Raw genomic sequence first — 20,514 nt, forward strand, 5'->3', positions numbered from 1 at the left:
TCAGCGCGCGCCCAAGCCGCAGGCTCCCGGCCGCGCCGCGGCCGAACGCCCCGCCTTCGGCGGCCGCTCGGCCCGCGAAGCCGCCATGGGCGGCGGCGAACGCAACTACGCCGAACGTCCCCAGGCGCCCGCCCGTCCGCAGGGCGCCGCCGGCCGTCCGGCCGAACCGGTCCGCTATTCAGCCCTCAATCCCCGCCCGGCTCCCGGCGCCGCCCGACCGGGCGGTCCGCGCACCGGCCCCGGCGGTCGTCCGGCCCCTAATGCGCCGCCCGCGACGCCTGACGTCGCCCGTCCCGTCCGCGCCGGCTTCGGCCGTCCCGCGGGCAGCAAGGTCGAGGAGGATCGCGACAAGCGCTTCTCGGACGCCGGACCAGGCAAGGCCGTCAGCCGCACGCGCGGCGAGCCCAAGCGCCGCGAAGGCCGCCTGACCATCCAGGCCGTGGCCGGTGGCGACGAGGACGCCGCCGAGCGGATGCGCTCGCTGGCCTCGGTCCGCCGGGCCCGCGAACGCGAGAAGGAAAAGCGCAAGGGCGGCTCGACCGACGCGCCGAACCGTCCGCGCGAGGTCGTCATTCCCGACGTCATCACCGTCGGCGACCTGGCCAACCGGATGGCCGTGCGCGGCGTCGACATCGTCAAATTCCTGATGCGTCAGGGCCTGATGGTGAAGATCAACGACGTCATCGACACCGACACCGCCGAACTGGTGGCCGACGAGTACGGCATGACCGTCAAGCGCGTCTCCGAATCCGACATCGAGACGGGCTTCCTGTCGGACGCCGTCGACGACGAGGCGACCACGCCCCGCGCGCCGGTCGTGGCCATCATGGGCCACGTCGACCACGGCAAGACCTCGCTGCTCGACGCGCTGCGCACCACGGACGTGGCGGCGGGCGAAGCCGGCGGCATCACCCAGCACATCGGCGCCTACCAGGTCCGCCTGGAAAGCGGCGACCGCGTCACCTTCCTCGACACCCCGGGCCACGCGGCGTTCAGCGCCATGCGGGCGCGCGGCGCGAACGTGACCGACATCGTGGTTCTGGTCGTCGCCGCCGACGACGGCGTCATGCCCCAGACCATCGAGGCCATCCAGCACGCCAAGGCCGCCAACGCCCCGATCATCGTGGCGGTCAACAAGGTCGACAAGCCGGACGCCAATCCGCAGAAGGTCGTCAACGAACTGCTGCAGTACGAAGTCATCGCCGAAAGCCTCGGCGGCGACACCCAGATCATCGAGGTTTCCGCCAAGGAGCGGACCAACCTCAAGGGTCTGATCGACGCCATCCTGCTGCAGGCCGAGGTCATGGACCTCAAGGCCGATCCGGAACGCACCTCGGAAGGCGTGGTCATCGAGGCCAAGCTGGACAAGGGCCGCGGCCCGGTCGCCACCGTCCTGGTCAAGCGCGGCACCCTGAAGCGCGGCGACATCGTCGTGGCCGGCTCCGCCTGGGGCAAGGTCCGCGCCCTGCTCGACGAGCGCAACGCCCAGCTGACAGAGGCCGGTCCGTCGGTTCCGGTCGAGATCCTCGGCCTGGACGAGGCGCCCAGCCCCGGCGAGCCCTTCGCCGTGGTCGAGAGCGAGGCCCGCGCCCGCGAACTGACCGAGTACCGCGCCCGCGTGAAGCGCGAGAAGGCCACCGGCGGCATCAACCAGGTCTCGCTGGTCGACATGATGTCCAAGCTGCAGTCCAAGAAGGTCTCGGAACTGCCGGTCATCATCAAGGCCGACGTGCAGGGGTCCGCCGAAGCCATCGTCGGCTCGCTGGACAAGATGGGCAACGAGGAGGTCCGCGCGCGCACCGTCATGTCGGGCGCCGGCGGCATCACCGAGAGCGACGTGCAGCTGGCCAAGTCGGCCGGGGCGCCGATCCTCGGCTTCAACGTCCGCGCCTCGAAACAGGCCCGCGACCTGGCCGAGCGCGAGGGCGTGGAGATCCGCTACTATTCGATCATCTACGACCTGCTCGACGACATGAAGGGCGTGCTCTCGGGCATGCTGGCGCCGCTGCAGCGCGAAACCTTCCTGGGCAACGCCCAGGTGCTGCAGGTGTTCGACATCTCCAAGACCGGCAAGATCGCCGGTTGCCGGGTCACCGAGGGCGTGGTCCGCAAGGGCGCCAAGGTCCGCATCATCCGCGACGACGTGGTGGTGCTGGAGCTGGGCACGCTCACGACGCTCAAGCGCTTCAAGGACGAGGTCAACGAGGTCCCGTCGGGCCAGGAGTGCGGCATGCATTTCCAGGGCTTCCAGGACATCAAGGCCGGCGACTACATCGAGTGCTTCACGGTCGAGGAAATCCAGCGCACGCTGGAGTAGGCCGGGTCCGAACCCAACCAGACGGCGGTGCGAAAGCGCCGCCGTTTTGCCTTATGCATCGCGGATGAATCCCCCATGCGCCGTCTCCTGATCCTCGCCCTCGCCGCGACAGCCGCCGCCGGTCCGGCCGCGGCCGAGACCCGCTACCTGGCCTATGACGCCTCGGACCGGGTCACCCAGGCCCTGACCCAGGGCGTGACGCTGGAGGCCGACCGCGGCCTCTTCGGGGCCATCAGCGTGCGCCGGATCATCTCCACCTCGCAGCGCGGTTCGGCCGACATCCGCCGCGGCGGACCGGACGCCGTGCGCCGCGCCCTGCCGGCCGGCGCCCGCGAGACCTCGGTCTACGCCATCGCCCCCGAGGGCGACGGCCGCGGCCTGTCGCGGGCCCTGTGCCCCGGTTCGGAGGAGGTCTGGCTGGTGATGGGCCGGGTGCGGCTCGGCCGTCCGCTGACCCTGCACGCCGTCGGCCGCTGGTCGGACGGGGCCTACCGCTACTGCGTCCAGCTGTCCTACGACTGGCGCGGCGAATGGGCGATGCCGCCCGCGCCGAGGGTCGGGGACGACGGCGCCCCTGTCGGGCGATAGGCGTTCACCTCTTCATCCGCCCCGGCTAGGGTCGGCGCCATGAGCGCCGCTTCGGCCAGCCCCCAGACCGCGATGAAGCGCCTCGCCGGCGGGCTGTCGTTCGTCTGCCTGGTGCTGTTCCTGCTGGCCGTCGAACAGACGCAGACCGTGGCCGCCTGGGAGGGCCTTCGGGCCGGGGCCGGGCCCGTCGCGCGCGGCGTCGCCGACTGGATGGGGCGTCTGCCGGACGGCGCCGCCGACGGTCTCGACGGCCTGAAGACGGCCGTCGCGGACGAGGCGCGGCCGCTCGTCGCCGAGCCGGGCTCCACCGCCGGGCTGGGGGGTGAGTACAGGCCGGCCGACGAAACGACCCGCGCCGCCGTCGGCGCGCTGACGGCGGCCGGCGCCGAACTGCGGTTCGAGAACGGCGAGCGCCTGCGCACCCGGCCGCTGCGCATCGCGTCCGGCCGCGACGCCTTCGCCCCCGGCCAGACCTTCGCGGCGCGGCTCGACGCCCCGGCCGACGCCCAGATCGAACTGCGCGCGGTCATCGCGCCGGCGGGGGCGCGGGCGGCGCCGCCCACCCGCCTGTGCGGCGGAGAGCCGGCGGGGACGGCCGCCCTGCTCCACCGCGGCGCCCGGGTCGACCTGGCGCTGTTCCGGGCCGGCGCCGTCGTCGGTCCCGATACGCCGCCCTCGGCCCTGTGCGGCGCCTGGAGTTTCACCGCCCGATGAAGCGCAGGAAAGCCTCCCGCACCGGCCTCGGCGTCCTGCTCGCCGCCGCCGTCGTGGGCCTCATCGCCGCCCTGTGGACCTGGACGGCGCCCGGGGACCTCGCCCGCTGGCGGGCCGCGCCCGACGGCCGGGGCGTCGAGCTGCATCTGCTCGACAACGGCTTCCACACCGACCTGGCCGTGCCGCGCGCGGCGCTGGAGGCCCGGGGCGGTCCGCTGGCCGAGGCGGTGCGGGCGCTGCCGGCCGGCGACTGGATCCTGATCGGCTGGGGCGACGCCAAATTCTATGTCGACCAGAGCCCGATGGAGTCCCGGCTGCCGGACGGGGCGCGGGCCTTCTTCCGGCCGGGCAACGCCTCGGTGCTGATGCTCGATCCGGCCCAGCGCGACCCACGCGCCCTGTTCGCCGAGGACGGCCGCCGCAGTTTCCGCCTCACGCCGGAAGGGTTCGACGCCCTGAGCGCGCACATCGAGGCGTCGCTGGACCTGTCGAGCGGCGCGCCGCGCATCGCCGCCGCGCGAGAGGGCGACGACGCCCGCTTCTTCGCCAGCCGCGAGACCTTCTCGATCGCCCATCTGTGCAACCACTGGACGGCGGGCGTCCTCAACGCGGCGGGCCTGCCGGTGCGTCCGTTCCGCTCGATCGTTTCGTCCGAGCTGATGGCGGCGATCGACCGGGCCGAACTGGACACCGCCGCCCCGCGGGCCTAGACCCCGCCCCTTCGCTTTTTCGAGCCGGGTCCGAGCCCCGGCGGGCGACGAGGATCGAACGATGAGCAGCCGCAAACCCAATCCGAAGGCCGGGACCGTCAGCCAGCGCCAGCTGCGCGCGGCCGAGCTGATCCGCCACGCCCTGGTCGATGTCCTGCGCGAGGAGGACATCCACGACGCCGCCCTGAAGGACGTCTCGGTCACCGTCACCGAGGTGCGTCTGTCGCCGGACCTGAAACACGCCACCTGTTTCGTCGAGCCGCTGGGCGCGGGCGTCGACAGCGCTCCGGTCGCCGGCCACGTCGACGAGGTCATCAAGGCGCTGAACGCCCACGCCAAATTCCTGCGGGGCGTGCTCGGGCGGCGCATCGACATGCGCTTCACACCGGACCTGCGTTTCCGTCACGACGAGAGTTTCGAGGCGGCCGAGCGGCTCAACCGCCTGCTCGACGATCCCCGGGTGCAGGCCGACATCGCCAAGTCCGACGAAGACCTCTGATGGGCCGCCGCAAGAAGGGCGACGTCGTCAACGGCTGGGTCTGCCTCGACAAGCCGTTGGAGATGGGTTCGACCGACGCGGTGTCGAAGGTGCGCCGGCTGTTCAACGCCCAGAAGGCCGGGCACGCCGGGACGCTGGACCCGCTGGCCTCGGGCATCCTGCCCATCGCGCTCGGCGAGGCGACCAAGACCGTGCCGTTCATGATGGACGCGGAGAAGGTCTACCGTTTCACCATCAACTGGGGCGTCTCGACCGACAGCCTCGACCGCGAGGGCGAGATCGTCGCGCGCTCGGACGTGCGGCCCTCCGTCGAGGCGGTGCGCGCGGCCCTGCCGGCCTTCACCGGCGAGATCGACCAGGTCCCGCCGCAGTATTCCGCCATCAAGGTCGACGGCCAGCGCGCCTACGACCTGGCCCGCGAGGGGGCCGAGTTCGAACTGGCCTCGCGCCGGGTGACCATCCACGAGGCGGCGGTCACCGACAGCCCCGACGCCGACCATGTCGAGCTCACCATCCGCACCGGCAAGGGCGTCTACGTCCGCTCTCTGGCCCGCGACCTGGCCGCCGCCCTGGGGGCCGAGGGGCATGTTTCGGCCCTGCGCCGCGAGCGGGTCGGACCGTTCTCGACGGAAAACGCCGTATCGCTGGATTTCCTGACCGATCTGGTGCATAGGGACGCCGCCTCGGAAGGCTTGCTTCCCGTCGCGACCGCCCTGGACGACATCCCGGAGCTGGCCGTGACGGATCAAGACGCCTTCTCGCTTCGGCAGGGACGGCCGATCGTTCTGCTCCCCAGACAGGTCGAAACGCTCAAGAGCCGCCTTCGGGAGGGCTCCAGAACCGTTTCAGCCTTTCAGGGCCAGACCCTCGTCGCTCTCGGTCAGTTGCGGGCCGGCCGGCTAGAACCCGACCGCGTTTTTAACCTCCAATAGGAGTTACCCGATGTCGATTACTGCTGACCGCAAGCACGAAGTCATCGCCGACAACGCCCGCACCGAGGGCGACACCGGTTCGGCCGAGGTCCAGGTCGCGATCCTCTCGGAACGCATCGCCAACCTCACCGAGCACTTCAAGACCCACAAGAAGGACAACCACTCGCGCCGCGGCCTGCTCAAGATGGTCTCGCAGCGTCGTCGCCTTCTTGACCACCTGTCGAAGGTCGATCGCGAGCGCTACACCGCGCTGATCGGCAAGCTGAACCTGCGCCGCTAAGGGCGACGGGACGAGCGGAAGAGTTTTTCGAGGCGCGGGCCATGTCCGCGCCTCGTTCCGCATCCAGAACCAAACCGCGCGCCGCGGGATTATCCGGCGCATGACGCGAGGGCTGAACACCGGTCCTCATACCTCCCGGGTCCGTCGCGATGGCGTGGCGGCCCATGGACCGAAGGACTGAACGCCCGACGCTCCACCCACTGATGGGACCCCGCGCGGAATCCGCCCGCGGGATACGAAAGACGAAACATGTTCGATATCAAACGCAAGACGATCGACTGGGCCGGCCGCCCGCTGACGCTGGAAACCGGCCGCATCGCCCGTCAGGCCGACGGCGCCGTGCTGGCGACCTACGGCGAGACCGTGGTCCTGGCCACCGTCGTCTACGGCCGCGCGCCCAAGCCGGGCCTGGATTTCTTCCCGCTGACCGTCAACTACCAGGAAAAGACCTTCGCCGCCGGCAAGATCCCGGGCGGCTATTTCAAGCGTGAAGGCCGTCCGACCGAGAAGGAGACCCTGGTCTCCCGCCTGATCGACCGTCCGATCCGCCCGCTGTTCGTCAAGGGCTTCAAGAACGAGACCCAGGTCATCGTCACCGTCCTCCAGCACGACATGGAGAACGACCCCGACGTCCTCGGCATGATCGCCGCCTCGGCCGCCCTGACCATCTCGGGCGTTCCCTTCATGGGCCCGATCGGCTCGGCCCGCGTCGGCTATATCGACGGCGAGATGGTGCTCAACCCGACCCTCGACCAGATGCCCGACAGCCAACTCGACCTCGTCGTCGCCGGCACCCAGGACGCCCTGATGATGGTCGAATCCGAAGCCAAGGAGCTGTCGGAAGAGATCATGCTGAACGCCCTGATGTTCGCGCATCGCGGCATGCAGCCGGTGATCGACGCCATCATCGACCTGGCCGAGCACGCCGCCAAGGAGCCCTTCGACTTCCAGGCCGACGACGTCTCGGACATCGTCACCTCGATCCAGAAGCTGGTCGGCGAGGACATCAAGGCCGCCTACACCCACGTGGGCAAATACGACCGCCGCTCGGGCGTGGACGTGGCCAAGAAGAAGGCCGCCGAAGCCCTGGTGAAGACCGATGAGAAGCCGGACGGCGTCGACGCCTCCAAGTTCGCCACGGCCTTCAAGGAATGCGAAGCCCACGTCCTGCGTCGCGACATCATCGACAACGGCCACCGCGTCGACGGCCGCGCCCTCGACAAGGTGCGCTCGATCGTTTCGGAAGTCGGCGTCTTCCCGCGCACCCACGGCTCGGCCCTGTTCACCCGCGGTGAGACCCAGGCCATCGTCGTCGCCACCCTCGGCACCGGCGAGGACGAGCAGTACGTGGACGCGCTGAGCGGCACCTACAAAGAGAAGTTCCTGCTGCACTACAACTTCCCTCCCTATTCGGTCGGCGAGACCGGTCGGATGGGCGGCGCGGGCCGTCGGGAAATCGGTCACGGCAAGCTGGCCTGGCGGGCGATCCGTCCGATGCTGCCGTCGTCGGAAGAATTCCCCTACACCATCCGTCTGGTGTCGGAGATCACCGAGTCCAACGGCTCGTCCTCGATGGCCACGGTCTGTGGTTCGTCGCTGGCGCTGATGGACGCGGGCGTGCCGCTGAAGCGTCCCGTCTCGGGCATCGCCATGGGCCTGATCCTCGAGCCGTCGGGCGAGTTCGCCATCCTGTCCGACATCCTGGGTGACGAAGACCACCTCGGCGACATGGACTTCAAGGTGGCCGGCACGCGCGAGGGCATCACCTCGCTGCAGATGGACATCAAGGTCGCGGGCATCACCGAAGAGATCATGCGCAAGGCGATCGCCCAGGCTTCGGCCGGCCGTCTGCACATCCTCGACGAGATGGACAAGGCCATCGACGGCGCCCGCACCGAACTGGGCGAGTTCGCGCCCAAGATCGAGCAGATCAAGGTTCCGGTCGACAAGATCCGCGACATCATCGGCACCGGCGGCAAGATCATCCGCGAGATCGTCGAAAAGACCGGCGCCAAGATCAACATCGAGGACGACGGCACGGTGAAGATCGCCGCCTCCGAGCAGGAGAAGATCGACGCCGCCAAGAACTGGATCTCGTCGATCGTGTCCGAGCCCGAGCCCGGCATGATCTACTCCGGCAAGGTCGTGAAGGTCGTCGACTTCGGCGCCTTCGTGAACTTCTTCGGCGCCAAGGATGGCCTCGTCCACGTGTCGCAGATCGCCATGGAGCGCGTCGCCAACCCCGCCGACGTCCTGACCGAAGGTCAGGAAGTGAAGGTGAAGTTCCTGGGCATGGACGACCGCGGCAAGACCAAGCTGTCGATGAAGGTCGTCGATCAGGAAACCGGCGAGGACCTGACCGACAAGATCAACGCCGAGCGCGCCGAGCGTGGCGAGCCCCCGATGTCGGAAGACACCGGCGGCCGTCCCAAGCGTGAAGGCGGCGGCGACCGCGACCGCGGCCGCAGCCGTCGCTAGGCGGCGTCATCGCTGAACTGAAGAAGGCCCCGGTGGAAACGCCGGGGCCTTTTTCCATCACCGGCTTCAGCGGACCGGTGTGACCGCGATCGGCAGCGGCGATGGCTCGCGCTCCTCCAGCGGTGGGCCTTCGGGGCAAAGGTCGGCGTACATCGCGGCTGCTTCGCGGTCGCCGGCGTAGATCGGTTCGGGGTCAAGGCGGTCTTCGGGAACCGTGACCGAGCGGAGTTCGCTGCCGTCGGCGGCGAGGCTCCTGAGTCCCAGAATCGTCCAGGTCCTGGCCTCGCAGACGAATTCGTAGGTGAGCTCGCCGGTTGTCCATTCCCGCGTCTCGGCCGGGGTCACCCTGACCAGCGCCCGTGGCCCGGCGTCGCTCGTCCCGGCCTCCAGCCGCCGGTAGGCGAAGACGCCCTCCTCGTCAGACTGGAGCGTGTTCCAGCCTTCGGGATCGCCGAAGGGCGCCAGAGCGAGAACGGATAGCAGAGCAACGATCATCGGATCCCCCTTGCCCAGCCTCTAACGGGACCCGATCCCGACTGTCGAGCGTGGCGGCGACGGCGTCAGTTAGCGTCAGGCTACCGCGGCGCCCGCTTGGCCAGGATCCGCTGCAGCGTCCGCCGGTGCATGCCCAGCCGCCGCGCCGTCTCCGAGACGTTGTGGTCGCACAGCTCATAGACCCGCTGGATATGCTCCCAGCGCACCCGATCGGCGCTCATCGGATTGTCGGGCGGCTCGGGGGCCTCGCCGGTGGCCAGCAGGGCCTTGACCACATCGTCGGCGTCGGCCGGCTTCTGCAGATAGTCGACCGCGCCGGCCTTGACCGCCGCCACGGCGGTGGCGATGGCGCCGTAGCCGGTCAGCATGACGATGCGGGCGTCCTCGCGCCGGTCGCGGATGGCCTCGACCACCTTCAGCCCGTTGCCGTCCTCGAGCCGCATGTCGAGCACCGCGAAGGCCGGGACCGAGGTGCGCAGCGCCTCTCGGGCCTCGGCCACCGAGGCGGCGGTGACGACCTCGAAGCCCCGGCTCTCCAGCGCCCGCCCCAGACGGGTGCGCAGCGCGTTGTCATCGTCGAGAAGCAGCAGGGTCCTGTCCGCCAGGGCGGCGATCCGGTCTTCGGTCTCGGGCATCGGCGTTCTCCTTGGAACTGAAGTCGGTAACGACGCGCCTGCGGTCAAGGTTCAGATGGGGGGTGCGACATCACGACGAAACCTCCAGCGCGGGCCGGGGCCAGCGAATGGATACCCGCGCGCCCTTCGGCTGGCCCTTCTGGGGGTTGGGGCCGCCCTCGCCCGCGCCGACCGAGACCTTGCCGCCGGTCCGCTCCAGCAGGGTATGGGCGATGAAGAAGCCCAGGCCCATGCCGCCCTGGCTGGGGGCGATCTTCTCGGCGGCCGGCGCGGCCTTGTCGCCCTTCCTGCCCTTGCGGCCCGGGGCGGCGGCGGCCACCGAGGCGGCGATCTGGGCCGCCAGGGCGCGCCGCGCCTTGCCCTGGGGGCGGCTCGTCACATAGGGCTCGCCCAGCCGCGGCAGGATGTCGGGCGGGATGCCGGGGCCGTCGTCGACCACCTCGATCTCGATGAAGCCGGCGTCGACGAGGGCCTGCACCCGGACCCGGCTGTTGGCGAAGTCGGCGGCGTTCTCGACCAGGGTCGACAGGCCGTGCACCACCTCGGGCAGGCGGCGCACTCTCGGTTCGGCCTCGCCGGACGCGGTGCGCACGGCCACCTCGAAGGCCAGGTCGAAGCCCCGGTGCGGCTCGACCACCTCTTCGAGGAGGGCCTTCAGCCCGACCTCGGCGAATGCGGCGTCGCCCTCCTCGGGCTGTTGCGAGAGCTGTTTGAGGATGTTCCGGCAGCGTTCGGCCTGCTGCAGGATCAGCGCCGCATCCTCGGCGGCGGCCGGGTTGTCCGAAGCTTCCCGCAGCAGTTCGCGGGCCACCACCTGGATGGTCGCCAGCGGCGTGCCGAGTTCATGCGCCGCCGCCGCCGCCAGCCCGCCCAGCGCCGCCAGCCGCTGCTCGCGCTGCAGCACGTCCTGGGTCGTGGCCAGGGCCAGCTCGAGCTTCTCGGCGTCCGCCGCCACCCGCCAGGCGTAGGCGGCGGTGAAGATCACGCCGGTGATCAGGGCCAGGCCGGTGCCGAAGCGATACAGCGGCGGCAGCTCCAGTTCGGTCCCGGCCTGCCACGGCAGGGGCATGGAGAAGAAGAACAGGCCGACCGTGGCCGCCAGCACCAGGAGACCCATCAGCGCCGCCTGCCGCCCGGGCAGGGAGGCGGCGGCCACCGTCACCGGCGCCACCAGCAGCAGGCAGAACGGGTTCTGCAGCCCGCCCGTCAGCGCCAGCAGGGCGCTGAGCTGCAGGATGTCGAAACCGAGATGCGCCGCCGTCAGCGTCCCGTCCGGGGCGGAGCCGTCGCTGCGCTGCAGCCGGGCGGTGGCGTTCAGGTTCATCGCCACGCTGGCGGCGATGACGCCGAGGCAGGCCCACAGCGGCAGCCGGAAGTGGAACCACGCCGTGGCCACCGCGACCGTGGCGCTCTGGCCGGCGATGGCCATCCAGCGCAGGATGACCAGCGTCCGCAACGATAGGCCCCGGCTGCGGCGCGGCAGGTTGCGCCAGCCGCCGAAGCGGCCGCCGCCCTCCGCATGGGCGTGAGCGTCCGCGAGGACGGACTGCGACGACAGGGGGTCTTGGGTCGGGCTCACGGCTCTTCTATAGACCAGCCGCGCCCGCGTGGCGCGTCTTGCCGGGGGTCGTGATGCCGCGCCGTTCCATCCTGTTGTTCTCCGCCGCCTGCCTGATGTTCGCCGTGGCGATCATCGTGGCGACCTTCGTCGTGGTCAGCCGCCCGGCCGGCGGGCCCGCCGCCGGCGAGGTGATCTCGACCGGCCAGGCCGAGGTCGGCGGGCCGTTCCAGCTGGTCGATCACAACGGCCAGGCGGTCGACGAGTCGATGCTGGAGGGCAAGTGGTCGCTGGTCTTCTTCGGCTTCACCTACTGCCCCGACTATTGCCCGACCACCCTGCAGGCGCTCGACGCGACGAAGCGGCGGCTGGGCGACAAGGCGAAGGATGTGCAGATCGTCTTCATCAGCGTCGACCCGCAGCGCGACACGCCGAAGGCGCTGAAGGACTACCTGTCCTCCGACGGCTTCCCCGAGGGGGTCATCGGTCTGACCGGCTCGCCGGAGCAGGTCAGGGCGGCCGCCGACGCCTACCGCGCCTTCTACCAGAAGGTCGGGGAGGGCGAGGACTACACCATGAACCACTCGCTCACCGTCTATCTGATGGGCCCCGACGGCCAGTTCCGCACCGCCGTGGCCGAGGAACTGGGCCCCGAGACCTCGGCCGAGGTGATCGAACGGGCGATGGCGCGCGGTTGAGCCAGGCCGCGCTGTCGGGAACGGAACCTGAGCCGTTCACGACAAACTGATCGAAGATAGTCGTTTTGCAGTGCGGCGCGTTCTATGCTGCCCTGCCATATATCGGCGGGGGCCGTCTCAGGACACGCATGCTGTATTCGCTTCACGAGCTCGCCTACGCATCGGCGACGCCGTTCCGGTTCGGGGCCCAGATGGCCCGCCAGTTCTGGAGTTCTCCGCTCAATCCGGCCGCCGACACCGCCATAGGGCGCACCGCCTACGCGTCGGCCGAACTGTTCGAGAGCGTCACGCGCCGCTACGGCAAGCCGGCCTGGGGACTGGAGACGGTGACCATCGAGAACCGTCCGGTGCGCACCACCGAACAGGTGGTGTGGTCCTCGCCGTGGTGCCGTCTGGTGCGGTTCGCGCGCAACGTCGGCGACCTGAAGCGGGCCGGCAAGCCCGCCGCCGCCCCGGCGGTGCTGATCGTCGCCCCGCTGTCGGGCCACTACGCCACCCTGCTGCGCGGCACGGTCGAGGGCTTCCTGCAGGACCACGACGTCTATGTCACCGACTGGACCAACGCCCGTCAGGTTCCGATGCTGGAGGGGCGGTTCGACTTCTTCGACTACATCGACCACGTCCGGACCATGCTGGGCGTGATCGGCCCGCGCGCCCACGTGGTCGGCGTCTGCCAGCCGGGGCCGCCGGTGCTGGCCGCCTGCGCCCTGATGGCCGAGGATGGGGATCCGAACCGGCCCGCCTCGATGACCTTCATGGGCTCGCCGATCGACGCCCGCCTGTCGCCGACGGTGACCAATGAACTGGCGGAGGAGAAGCCCTTCGCCTGGTTCAAATCGAACATGATCCACACCGTGCCGTGGCCCTATCCGGGCTTCGGGCGGCGGGTCTATCCGGGCTTCGTGCAGCTCTACAGCTTCATGTCGATGAACGAGGACAAGCATATCGACGCCCACCGGCGCTATTTCCAGGATCTGGTCGAGGGCGATGGCGACGGCGCGCAGAAGCACGAGGAATTCTACGACGAGTACCTGTCGGTGCTGGACCTGAGCGAGGAGTTCTATCTCCAGACCATCGACATCGTCTTCCAGCAGCATCTGCTGCCGCGCGGCCTGCTGGAACACCGCGGGCGCAAGGTCGACCTGACGACGATCACGGACATCGGCCTGATGACCGTCGAGGGCGCCAGGGACGACATCTCCGGCGTCGGCCAGACCCAGGCGGCGCACGGCCTGTGCTCCAGCCTGCCGGACGACCGGCGCATGCTGTACGTCCACCCGGAGGTCGGCCACTACGGCGTCTTCAACGGCCGCCGCTTCCGCGACGACATCTATCCGCGCGTGCGCGATTTCATCGCCCTCAACGAGGCCCTGAGTGCAGTACCGGAACGGTCAGCGGCTGCCGCCTGACGCCGTCGGCGTCCCGGCCAGGCTGTCGGTCAATCCGCGCGCCCGCCGACTGTCGATCCGCATCGACGGCCGCGCCGGCGAGGCGGTGCTGGTGGCGCCGTCCGAACGCAAGCTGGGCGACGTCGTGGCCTTCGCCCGCACCAAGGCCCAGTGGATGCGCGAACGGCTGGCCGAGCGGCCGCAGGGCTCGCCGCTCGAGCCCGGCGCGACCGTGGCCCTGTTCGGCCGCCCCACCCGTCTGGCCGCCAGCGGCGGCGCCGGCGCCGCGCGCCTGACCGAGGACGCCGAGGGCCCGCTGATCGTCTCGGGCGGCGAGGGCGAGGCCTTCGCGCGGCGGGTCGAGAACCTGTTCAAGCGGGTGGCGAGGGAAACGCTCCAGGCCCGCACCGACGTGCACCTGCGCGCGCTGGGGCTGCGCCCGGTGAAGATGTCGATCGCCGACCCGAAGTCGCGCTGGGGCTCGTGCAGCCCGCACAACCGGACCATCCGCTACAGCTGGCGGGTGATCATGGCCCCGCCGCCGGTGATCGACTACCTGGCCGCCCACGAGGTCGCCCACCTGGTCCACGCCGACCACAGCCCGGCCTACTGGTCGGTGGTCCAGCGCCTCGTCGGCGACCACCGCCCGCATCGCAAGTGGCTGCGCGACAACGGCCCGGCGTTACACGCGATCGGGCGCTAGAAGAACAGCGGCTCCGCCTTTTCCGGCGGCGGCGCGGGCTCCGGCTGCGGGGCCGGCGGGTCGCGCTGCGGCTGCGGCTGGGTCGGGCGCAGTACGGCCGGCGCGTCCCGGCGCGGTTCCGGCTCCCGCCGTGGCGGCACGGGCTCCGGCAGCGGCTCGTCGAGGGGGACCGCTCCGTCGGCGGGCGGATTGTCGCCGAAGAGGTCGCCGATCTGGCCGATCAGGCTCTCGACCGGGCTGGGCGGCCGCCAGCCCTCGGGCATGGCCGGGCCGTTGGGGATGTCCGGGGCGTTCAGGCGCGGCAGGGCCGCCTCCATGAAGCCCTTCCAGATGGCCGCCGGCGACGAGCCGCCGGTGACGCCGCGCATCGCGCTGTTGTCGTCCTTGCCGACCCAGACGGCGGTGACGAAGCCGCCGGTGTAGCCGACGAACCAGGCGTCCTTGTAGTCCGAGGTGGTGCCGGTCTTGCCCGCCGTGTCACGACCCGCGATGGCCGCCGACCGGCCGGTGCCCGAGGTCATGACCCCGCGCAGCATCTGGTTCTGGTAATAGAGGAACGGGTTCGAGATCGCCTGCACGGGTCCGCTCTCGCGGCTGGCGCGCTGGTAGATGATCCGGCCCTGCGGGGTGCGGATGCGGCTGATGCCGTAGGCCTCGACCCGCTTGCCGCCGTTGGCGAAGGCGTCATAGGCCTGGGCCATTTCCAGCGGTGAAACCTCGACCGCGCCCAGCGCCATGGCCGGCTCCAGCCCGATGCGGCTGGTGATCCCGAGGCGGCGCGCCGTGCGGGCGACATTGCCCTGCCCGACCTGCTCGGCGAGACCGGCGGCGACGGTGTTGATCGATTGCGCCACCGCCTGCGACAGGGGCATCTCGCCCCGGAAATCGCCCGTGTAGTTGCGCGGCGACCAGTTGCCGATGCGGATCGGCGCGTCGTTGACCATGGTCTGGGGCGTATAGCCGCTCTCCAGCGCCGTCAGATAGACGAACGGCTTCCACGCCGAGCCGGCCTGACGGCGGGCGTCGACGGCCCGGTTGAACTGGCTGTCGGCGTAGGAGGCGCCGCCGATCATGGCCCGCACCCGGCCCTCGCCGTCCAGCGCCACCAGCGCCGCCTGCTGCACGCCCCGCGACCGGTCGCGGTCGAGGATGCGGCGCACGGCCCGCTCGGCCGAGGTCTGCAGGGTCAGGTCCAGCGTCGTCTCGACGATCATGTCCTCGGTCGGTTCGCCGACCAGTTCGCGGATCTGTTTGTCCAGCCAGTCGACGAAATACTGGGCGTGCTGGCTGGCCAGGGTCCGCGACACCCGCACCGGCTCGGTCACCGCCTGGGCGCGCTGTTCCGGCGTGATCACCCCGGCGTCGACCATCTCGTTCAGGACCACGGTGGCGCGGGTCGCGGCGCGCTCGCTCTCGGACACCGGCGAATAGCGCGACGGGGCCTTGAGCAGGCCGGCCAGCAGGGCCGCCTCGCCGACGGTCAGGTCCTTGGCGCCCTTGTCGAAATAGCGCTGCGAGGCCGCCTCGATGCCATAGGCGCCGGCGCCGAAATAGACCCGGTTCAGATAGAGGGCGAGGATCTCCTGCTTGGAGAATTTCATCTCCAGCCAGACCGCCAGCATCAACTCCTGGACCTTGCGCTTGATGTTCTGGTCCGGACTCAGGAACAGGTTCTTGGCCAGCTGCTGGGTCAGGGTCGAGCCGCCCTGCACCACCCGACCGGCGCGCATGTTGGCGGCGATGGCCCGGGTCATGCCGATCGGGTCGAAGCCGGGGTGATGGTAGAAGCGCCGGTCCTCGATGGCGATGAACGCCGCCGGGACATAGTCGGGCAGGGCGTCGAGATCGGCCGGCGGGGCCATCTGGCTGCCGCGCACCGCGATCAGGGCGCCGTTGCGGTCCAGATAGGTGATCGAGGGCTGGCGATCGACGTTGTACAGGGTCGAGGTGTCGGGCAGGTCGCGGGCGAACACCGCGAAGAAGACGACCAGGAAGATGACGCCCCAGATGGCCAGCACCGATCCCCAATAGACCAGGCGCTGCAGGGCGGTGCGGGCAGGCTTCGGACTCCCGTCGCCACCGCCGCCCCGCCTGAAGCTGAAGCCGGAACCCGCCATTGAAACCTCATTCTGTCCGGTTCAGGTCTTAGCCGTTCGCCGGACGCGCGCAAACGCCCCTCACGTCGTCACGGGACCGTGAAGGACGTTTCCGCCGAAACCATGACCCCTGAACGCCCTATTCTAAAAACGCGTTCACCTCGGCGGCGAACAGGGCGGGCTGGTCCAGCATGATGAAGTGGGCGCTGTCGTCGATCCGCTTCAGTTCGGCCGACGGCAGGTTGGCGAACGAGGCGCGGTAGATGCCGTCGGTGATCTCGGGCGTCATCCGCGGATCGTTGAACTTGACGTAGAGCACGGTGGTCGGGGCGGTGATCCGCGCCAGCTCGGGCCGCAGGTCGGTGACGATCAGTTCGCGCATGGCCGCGGCGGCCACCTTCTGATCCGTCGTTGCGCCCGCCTCGAGCGGCCCGGCGCGTTGGGATTCGGTGTTGATCATCCCTGTGATGGCGCGGCCCGACTCGGCCAGCCATTGTTCACGCGACGAATTGGCCATGCTTTGGTGGATCATGTCGGCCACGGGGGCGACGCTTTCGGGCGTCGGGTTCGTGCCCGGCTGTCCGAACATCGCGCCCATGAACGGCACCATGTCGACGACCATTAGCCGGCCGACGCTGTCCGGATGACGCGCGGTCAGCATCATGCCGATGGTGCCGCCCATCGAGTGGCCGATCACCGCCGGCTTCTCCAGTCCCTGTTCGGCGATATATCGGGCGATGTCCTCGGCCACCGGCGCGGAAACCGGCCCTTCGGCGTTGTCCTCGGCCGGCGCGCCGGCGAAGCCCTGCACGTGGATGCGGTGGACGCGATAGCGGCCCTTGAGCTCGTCGGTCAGCCCGTCCCAGACCTCGGGCGAGGACGACAGGCCGGGGATCAGGATGACGTCGCCGACCGGCGCCTCGGGCCCGTCGATGCGGACGTGAAAGCGACCGGAGTCGAAGTCGGCGTGATGGTGGCCATGCCCGACGGCCGGCGCGGCGGGGTCATGGGCGCCGTGAGCGTCCTGGGCGAAGGCGGGCGTGGTCAGGGCGGCGGTGGCCATCAGGACCATAAGGGCGGATTTCATCGGCGGTTCCTCTCGAACGTCCCGGCCCGGATACGTCACTCACTTTGCAATGTGAAGTACTTTTCATATTCAGGCGTGCGGCGGCTGGCGGGGAAGCCGGGCCCGCGCCTAGAATAGCAGACATGACGCCTCCCGATACCGCTTCCGTCGCAGCATCCGCCGACACCCGGTCCGCCCCGCCCGCCGCCTTCGGCAAGGGGTTCGTGCTCGACACCTGGTATTTCGTCGCCCTGTCGCGCGACGTGAAGCCCGCCTCGCTGAAGCGGCACGAACTGCTCGGCGAGCCGGTCCTGATCGGCCGCACCCGCGCCGGCCAGGCCTACGCCATGCGCGACATCTGCCCGCACCGGGCCGCGCCCCTGTCGGCGGGGCGGCTGGTCGAGAAGCCGGGCGAGGGCGAGACCATCGAGTGCTGCTACCACGGCTGGCGCTTTCGTCCCGACGGCGTCTGCGCCGCCATCCCCTCGCTGGTCGAGGACCAGGCCTATGAGCCCAACCGCATCCGGGTGCGGTCGTATCCGGTGCGCGAGAGCCAGGGCATGGTCTTCATCTGGGTCTCGTCCGACCCACGCAATCCGGCCGAACCCGACCACGAGCCGCCGCTCTTCCCCGGCGTCGTCGGCGGCGAGGCGAAACTGGTCGAGTGGATGGATTTCGAGGCCCATATCGACCACGCGGTGGTCGGTCTGATGGACCCCGCCCACGGCCCTTACGTGCATCAGCAGTGGTGGTGGCGCTCCGAACATTCGATGCACGAGAAGGCCAAGGCCTTCGAGCCGCGCGAGCTGGGTTTCGCCATGGTCCGGCACGCCCCGTCCTCGAACAGCCGGGCCTACAAGATCCTCGGCGGCGCCCCCGCGACCGAGATCACCTTCCGCCTGCCCGGCTATCGCTGGGAGCATATCCAGGTCGGCGAGAAACAGGTGCTGGCCCTGACCTGCCTGACCCCGGTCAGCGAGACGAAGACCCGGATCACCCAGATCTTCTGGTCCGATCACTGGGTGTTCGGCCTGGCCAAGCCCTTCCTGCGCATGGGCGTGGTCGCCTTCCTCAAGCAGGACGGCGGCATGGTGAACCTGCAGAACGAGGGCCTGCGCTACGACCCGGCCCTGATCTGGATCGACGACGCCGACAGACAGGCCAAATGGTACCAGCAGCTGAAGCGCGAATGGGCGAAGAGCCGGGCCGAGGGCCGGGCGTTCGCCAATCCGGTCAAACCGGCTGTGCTGAGGTGGAAGAGCTGAGGCCCACGACGCCGCGCTCTCCGAAGCCAGAAGCGGACGCAAGTAGGGGCCCGAAAGGGTGGGAGGCGGGCCTTGATCGTTCGAAGATCCGGGTGATCACTCATCATGTGGATCAGAAGGGCTGCGAACATGCCCACCGGGGGACCAAGCAGCCTTCCCACGTTGCGAGTTTCCTGCGGCCATGCGACCTTTTCGATCGGTGCCGTCCTCTCGCGGGGCGGCCGCTCTCAGGGGTCTGGGATGGCGCGCTACAAGCCTTATGCGGCGGAGCTAACGCTGCTCAGTTTGACGATGGTTGTCGGCCTGCTGGGCTTTTGGAATATCTACTTCGGTCAGGGCGCGGATCCCCAGCCCCACCACTATCTGCATGTGGCCACGACTTACATCTGGATGGGGCTGCTGTTCACTCAGATGGTGCTTCTCTCGCGCGGCCAGCGGGCTCGGCATCGTTTGTGGGGCCTGGCAGTGCTGGCTGCGGGTCCTCTCCTGGTCGCCTCGGCGGCCCTGCTTACGGTTCATAGCGCCAACAGCGCGCTCGCCTCGGGCGAGGAGGACATCCTGATCGTCCAAAACGTCCTGGGAACCTTCTGGCTGGCCCTCGTCCTTCTCTTGGCGTTCGTCTTGAAAAGACGCAGGAAGGTGCACGGTGCGCTGCTCTGCAGCACCCTCATCCTCTTCCTGGGTCCGGCGCTCTTCTTCGCTCTCTTGACCTTCGCGCCTCCATTCCGCATCGAGGGGCCGGAAACATTCTATCGTTTCCAGACTGCCGGCCAGACGGGTCTGGCGATCATTCTGGCCATCGTGCTGCTCCTCCTCATCAAGGATTGGCGTCACAATTGGCCCTATCTTTTCGCCGCCGCGTCCTACTTGCTGGCGGAGGCCATGAAGGCTTGGCTGACCCGTCTCGATCTCATTGATCCGCTCACCCGTCTGGTAGGGGCTCCAACCGAGGCATCGACCTTCCTCGCAGCATTCGCAATTGTCGCGGCCCTGCTCGCCACCACCGTTCTACTGAGAGAGAGGCAAAAGCCGTCAGCCAGCCTGGTGCGGGATCCCGTTTAGCTCTGACTGACGAGCCCATGCGAATAACGGCGACCAGCCGACAATCTCCGCAACGGGTCGACAGCCGACTCTGACACAGCGCCGGATTCGGGAATCACAGGCGCGCAACGAAAAGGCCGCGACGGAAACCGCCGCGGCCTTTCAGAAATCTCGATGAACCGCGACTACTGCCGCGAGATCGCGCCGGCCAGGATGACGTCGACCTGCTTGCCCATCCGCTCGGTCAACTGGGCCATGGCCCAGCCGTCGTACGCGGCTTGGCGGTAGTTGGACAGGAAGGCGCCGTAGATCAGCTCGGCCAGCAGCCGCACGTCGGCGTCCTGGCGCAGTTCACCCTCGCGCACCCCGGCCTGCAGCGCATCGGTCACGATCGAGAGGATCGGTTTGATGGCGGCGCGGGTGCGCATTTCGGCGGCGACGGGCTGGAACCACGACCGGGCCATCACAGCCTGGACCAGCGGCAGCTGCTCCAGCGAGCCGTGGTAGCCGGCGCCCAGCGCCGACAGCAAGCGGGTGCGGGTCGAGCCCTCGGCGGCGGCGGCGGCCTTCATGGTCTCGGCCAGCTTGACCAGGTCGGTCGTGAGGACCGCCTCGAACAGCTCGGCCTTGTCCTGGAAGTTGGCGAACACCGCGCCGGTGGACATGCCCGCGCCCTTGGCGATGTCACGGATGGTGGCAGGCTCGTAGCCGCGCTCGGCGAACAGCTGGCGGGCGGCGTCGAGGACCTTCTGCCGGGTGCGGACCTTGGCGGCCTGGCGGCGGTTCAGGCGGGGCGCCTCGGCTTCGGACTGGGAATCGGACGGGGAGGGGGACAGGGCGATATCTCGCATAAAACGGGTACTCGACTAGACGGCGGCTGACGCCCGCCGATCGAAAACTGACCGCCGAAGCGATGGGGAGGAAGCGGAACGCGATGCCGTGCGCCCGCCGGGAGTCATCTTCTGACGACAAGGGCAGTCATCACGCAACGATGACCAAAATGGGGTGCGGAGATTAACGTGGCAATGACCGCTGGGGTTAACGCCGCGAC

19 protein-coding genes are annotated in these 20,514 nt (G+C 69.5%); 13 read left to right on the forward strand and 6 right to left on the reverse strand.

Annotation, left to right across the window (positions count from 1 at the left end):
• The 8 genes from infB to pnp all read left to right on the forward strand — a co-directional run.
• A partial coding sequence (gene infB / locus ACSQ1L_RS10290; protein WP_435994600.1) for a translation initiation factor IF-2 occupies positions 1–2,317 on the forward strand: 2,317 nt, incomplete at its 5' end.
• A gap of 75 nt (positions 2,318–2,392) precedes the next feature.
• Positions 2,393–2,905 carry a hypothetical protein gene (locus ACSQ1L_RS10295; protein WP_435994602.1) on the forward strand — a complete coding sequence of 171 codons (513 nt, stop codon included), beginning with the start codon at positions 2,393–2,395 and terminating at the stop codon, positions 2,903–2,905.
• Positions 2,906–2,944: 39 nt separating this feature from the next.
• Positions 2,945–3,619, forward strand: coding sequence for a hypothetical protein (locus ACSQ1L_RS10300; RefSeq protein ID WP_435994604.1), 675 nt, complete (start codon positions 2,945–2,947; stop codon positions 3,617–3,619).
• Positions 3,616–4,329: a DUF2459 domain-containing protein gene (locus ACSQ1L_RS10305; RefSeq protein ID WP_435994606.1), complete on the forward strand. Its 714-nt coding sequence runs from the start codon at positions 3,616–3,618 to the stop codon at positions 4,327–4,329. The genes ACSQ1L_RS10300 and ACSQ1L_RS10305 overlap by 4 nt, the downstream gene beginning before the upstream one ends.
• Before the next feature lie 61 nt (positions 4,330–4,390).
• The gene (gene rbfA, locus ACSQ1L_RS10310; RefSeq protein ID WP_435994608.1) at positions 4,391–4,828 is read left to right on the forward strand and encodes a 30S ribosome-binding factor RbfA; all 438 of its coding nucleotides are present in this window, start codon (positions 4,391–4,393) and stop codon (positions 4,826–4,828) included.
• Positions 4,828–5,760: a tRNA pseudouridine(55) synthase TruB gene (truB, locus tag ACSQ1L_RS10315; protein ID WP_435994610.1), complete on the forward strand. Its 933-nt coding sequence runs from the start codon at positions 4,828–4,830 to the stop codon at positions 5,758–5,760. Before rbfA ends, truB begins: the two co-directional genes overlap by 1 nt.
• Before the next feature lie 10 nt (positions 5,761–5,770).
• Positions 5,771–6,040 carry a 30S ribosomal protein S15 gene (rpsO, locus tag ACSQ1L_RS10320; RefSeq protein WP_435994612.1) on the forward strand — a complete coding sequence of 90 codons (270 nt, stop codon included), beginning with the start codon at positions 5,771–5,773 and terminating at the stop codon, positions 6,038–6,040.
• Positions 6,041–6,289: 249 nt separating this feature from the next.
• Entirely contained in the window at positions 6,290–8,518 is a 2,229-nt protein-coding gene (gene pnp, locus ACSQ1L_RS10325; RefSeq protein WP_435994614.1) for a polyribonucleotide nucleotidyltransferase, read from the forward strand.
• A 66-nt stretch (positions 8,519–8,584) separates the two neighbouring features.
• Here pnp and ACSQ1L_RS10330 read toward each other — a convergent pair whose 3' ends face one another.
• The 3 genes from ACSQ1L_RS10330 to ACSQ1L_RS10340 all read right to left on the reverse strand — a co-directional run bounded on the left by ACSQ1L_RS10330 (position 8,585) and on the right by ACSQ1L_RS10340 (position 11,227).
• A complete protein-coding gene (locus ACSQ1L_RS10330; protein WP_435994616.1) occupies positions 8,585–9,013 on the reverse strand; it encodes a hypothetical protein in 429 nt (142 codons plus the stop codon).
• Between the two features lie 80 nt (positions 9,014–9,093).
• Positions 9,094–9,648: an ActR/PrrA/RegA family redox response regulator transcription factor gene (locus tag ACSQ1L_RS10335; RefSeq protein ID WP_435994618.1), complete on the reverse strand. Its 555-nt coding sequence runs from the start codon at positions 9,646–9,648 to the stop codon at positions 9,094–9,096.
• Between the two features lie 70 nt (positions 9,649–9,718).
• On the reverse strand, positions 9,719–11,227 hold the full coding sequence (locus tag ACSQ1L_RS10340; protein WP_435994620.1) for an ActS/PrrB/RegB family redox-sensitive histidine kinase: 1,509 nt from the start codon (positions 11,225–11,227) through the stop codon (positions 9,719–9,721).
• A 53-nt stretch (positions 11,228–11,280) separates the two neighbouring features.
• Here ACSQ1L_RS10340 and ACSQ1L_RS10345 point away from each other — a divergent pair, with 53 nt between their 5' ends.
• The 3 genes from ACSQ1L_RS10345 (at position 11,281) to ACSQ1L_RS10355 (ending at position 13,995) form a co-directional block, all read left to right on the forward strand.
• Positions 11,281–11,904, forward strand: coding sequence for an SCO family protein (locus ACSQ1L_RS10345; protein ID WP_435994622.1), 624 nt, complete (start codon positions 11,281–11,283; stop codon positions 11,902–11,904).
• 128 nt (positions 11,905–12,032) lie between these two features.
• Positions 12,033–13,313, forward strand: coding sequence for a polyhydroxyalkanoate depolymerase (locus tag ACSQ1L_RS10350; RefSeq protein ID WP_435994624.1), 1,281 nt, complete (start codon positions 12,033–12,035; stop codon positions 13,311–13,313).
• Complete coding sequence (locus ACSQ1L_RS10355; protein ID WP_435994626.1) at positions 13,279–13,995, forward strand: M48 family metallopeptidase; 717 nt, start codon at positions 13,279–13,281, stop codon at positions 13,993–13,995. The genes ACSQ1L_RS10350 and ACSQ1L_RS10355 overlap by 35 nt, the downstream gene beginning before the upstream one ends.
• On the opposite strand, the gene ACSQ1L_RS10360 is transcribed toward ACSQ1L_RS10355, so the two are convergent.
• Complete coding sequence (locus tag ACSQ1L_RS10360; protein WP_435994628.1) at positions 13,992–16,112, reverse strand: transglycosylase domain-containing protein; 2,121 nt, start codon at positions 16,110–16,112, stop codon at positions 13,992–13,994. The two genes, ACSQ1L_RS10355 and ACSQ1L_RS10360, sit on opposite strands and share 4 nt — an antisense overlap.
• A gap of 118 nt (positions 16,113–16,230) precedes the next feature.
• The gene (locus ACSQ1L_RS10365; RefSeq protein ID WP_435994630.1) at positions 16,231–17,178 is read right to left on the reverse strand and encodes an alpha/beta fold hydrolase; all 948 of its coding nucleotides are present in this window, start codon (positions 17,176–17,178) and stop codon (positions 16,231–16,233) included.
• 122 nt (positions 17,179–17,300) lie between these two features.
• Between ACSQ1L_RS10365 and ACSQ1L_RS10370 the strand changes: the two genes are divergently transcribed.
• Positions 17,301–18,422 carry a Rieske 2Fe-2S domain-containing protein gene (locus ACSQ1L_RS10370; protein WP_435994632.1) on the forward strand — a complete coding sequence of 374 codons (1,122 nt, stop codon included), beginning with the start codon at positions 17,301–17,303 and terminating at the stop codon, positions 18,420–18,422.
• 240 nt (positions 18,423–18,662) lie between these two features.
• A complete protein-coding gene (locus ACSQ1L_RS10375; RefSeq protein WP_435994634.1) occupies positions 18,663–19,484 on the forward strand; it encodes a hypothetical protein in 822 nt (273 codons plus the stop codon).
• 164 nt (positions 19,485–19,648) lie between these two features.
• On the opposite strand, the gene ACSQ1L_RS10380 is transcribed toward ACSQ1L_RS10375, so the two are convergent.
• A complete protein-coding gene (locus tag ACSQ1L_RS10380; protein ID WP_435994635.1) occupies positions 19,649–20,314 on the reverse strand; it encodes a TetR/AcrR family transcriptional regulator in 666 nt (221 codons plus the stop codon).
• Between the last annotated feature and the right edge of the window lie 200 nt (positions 20,315–20,514).

The sequence above is a fragment of the Brevundimonas sp. LjRoot202 genome (assembly GCF_964253355.1).
Classification (GTDB): domain Bacteria; phylum Pseudomonadota; class Alphaproteobacteria; order Caulobacterales; family Caulobacteraceae; genus Brevundimonas.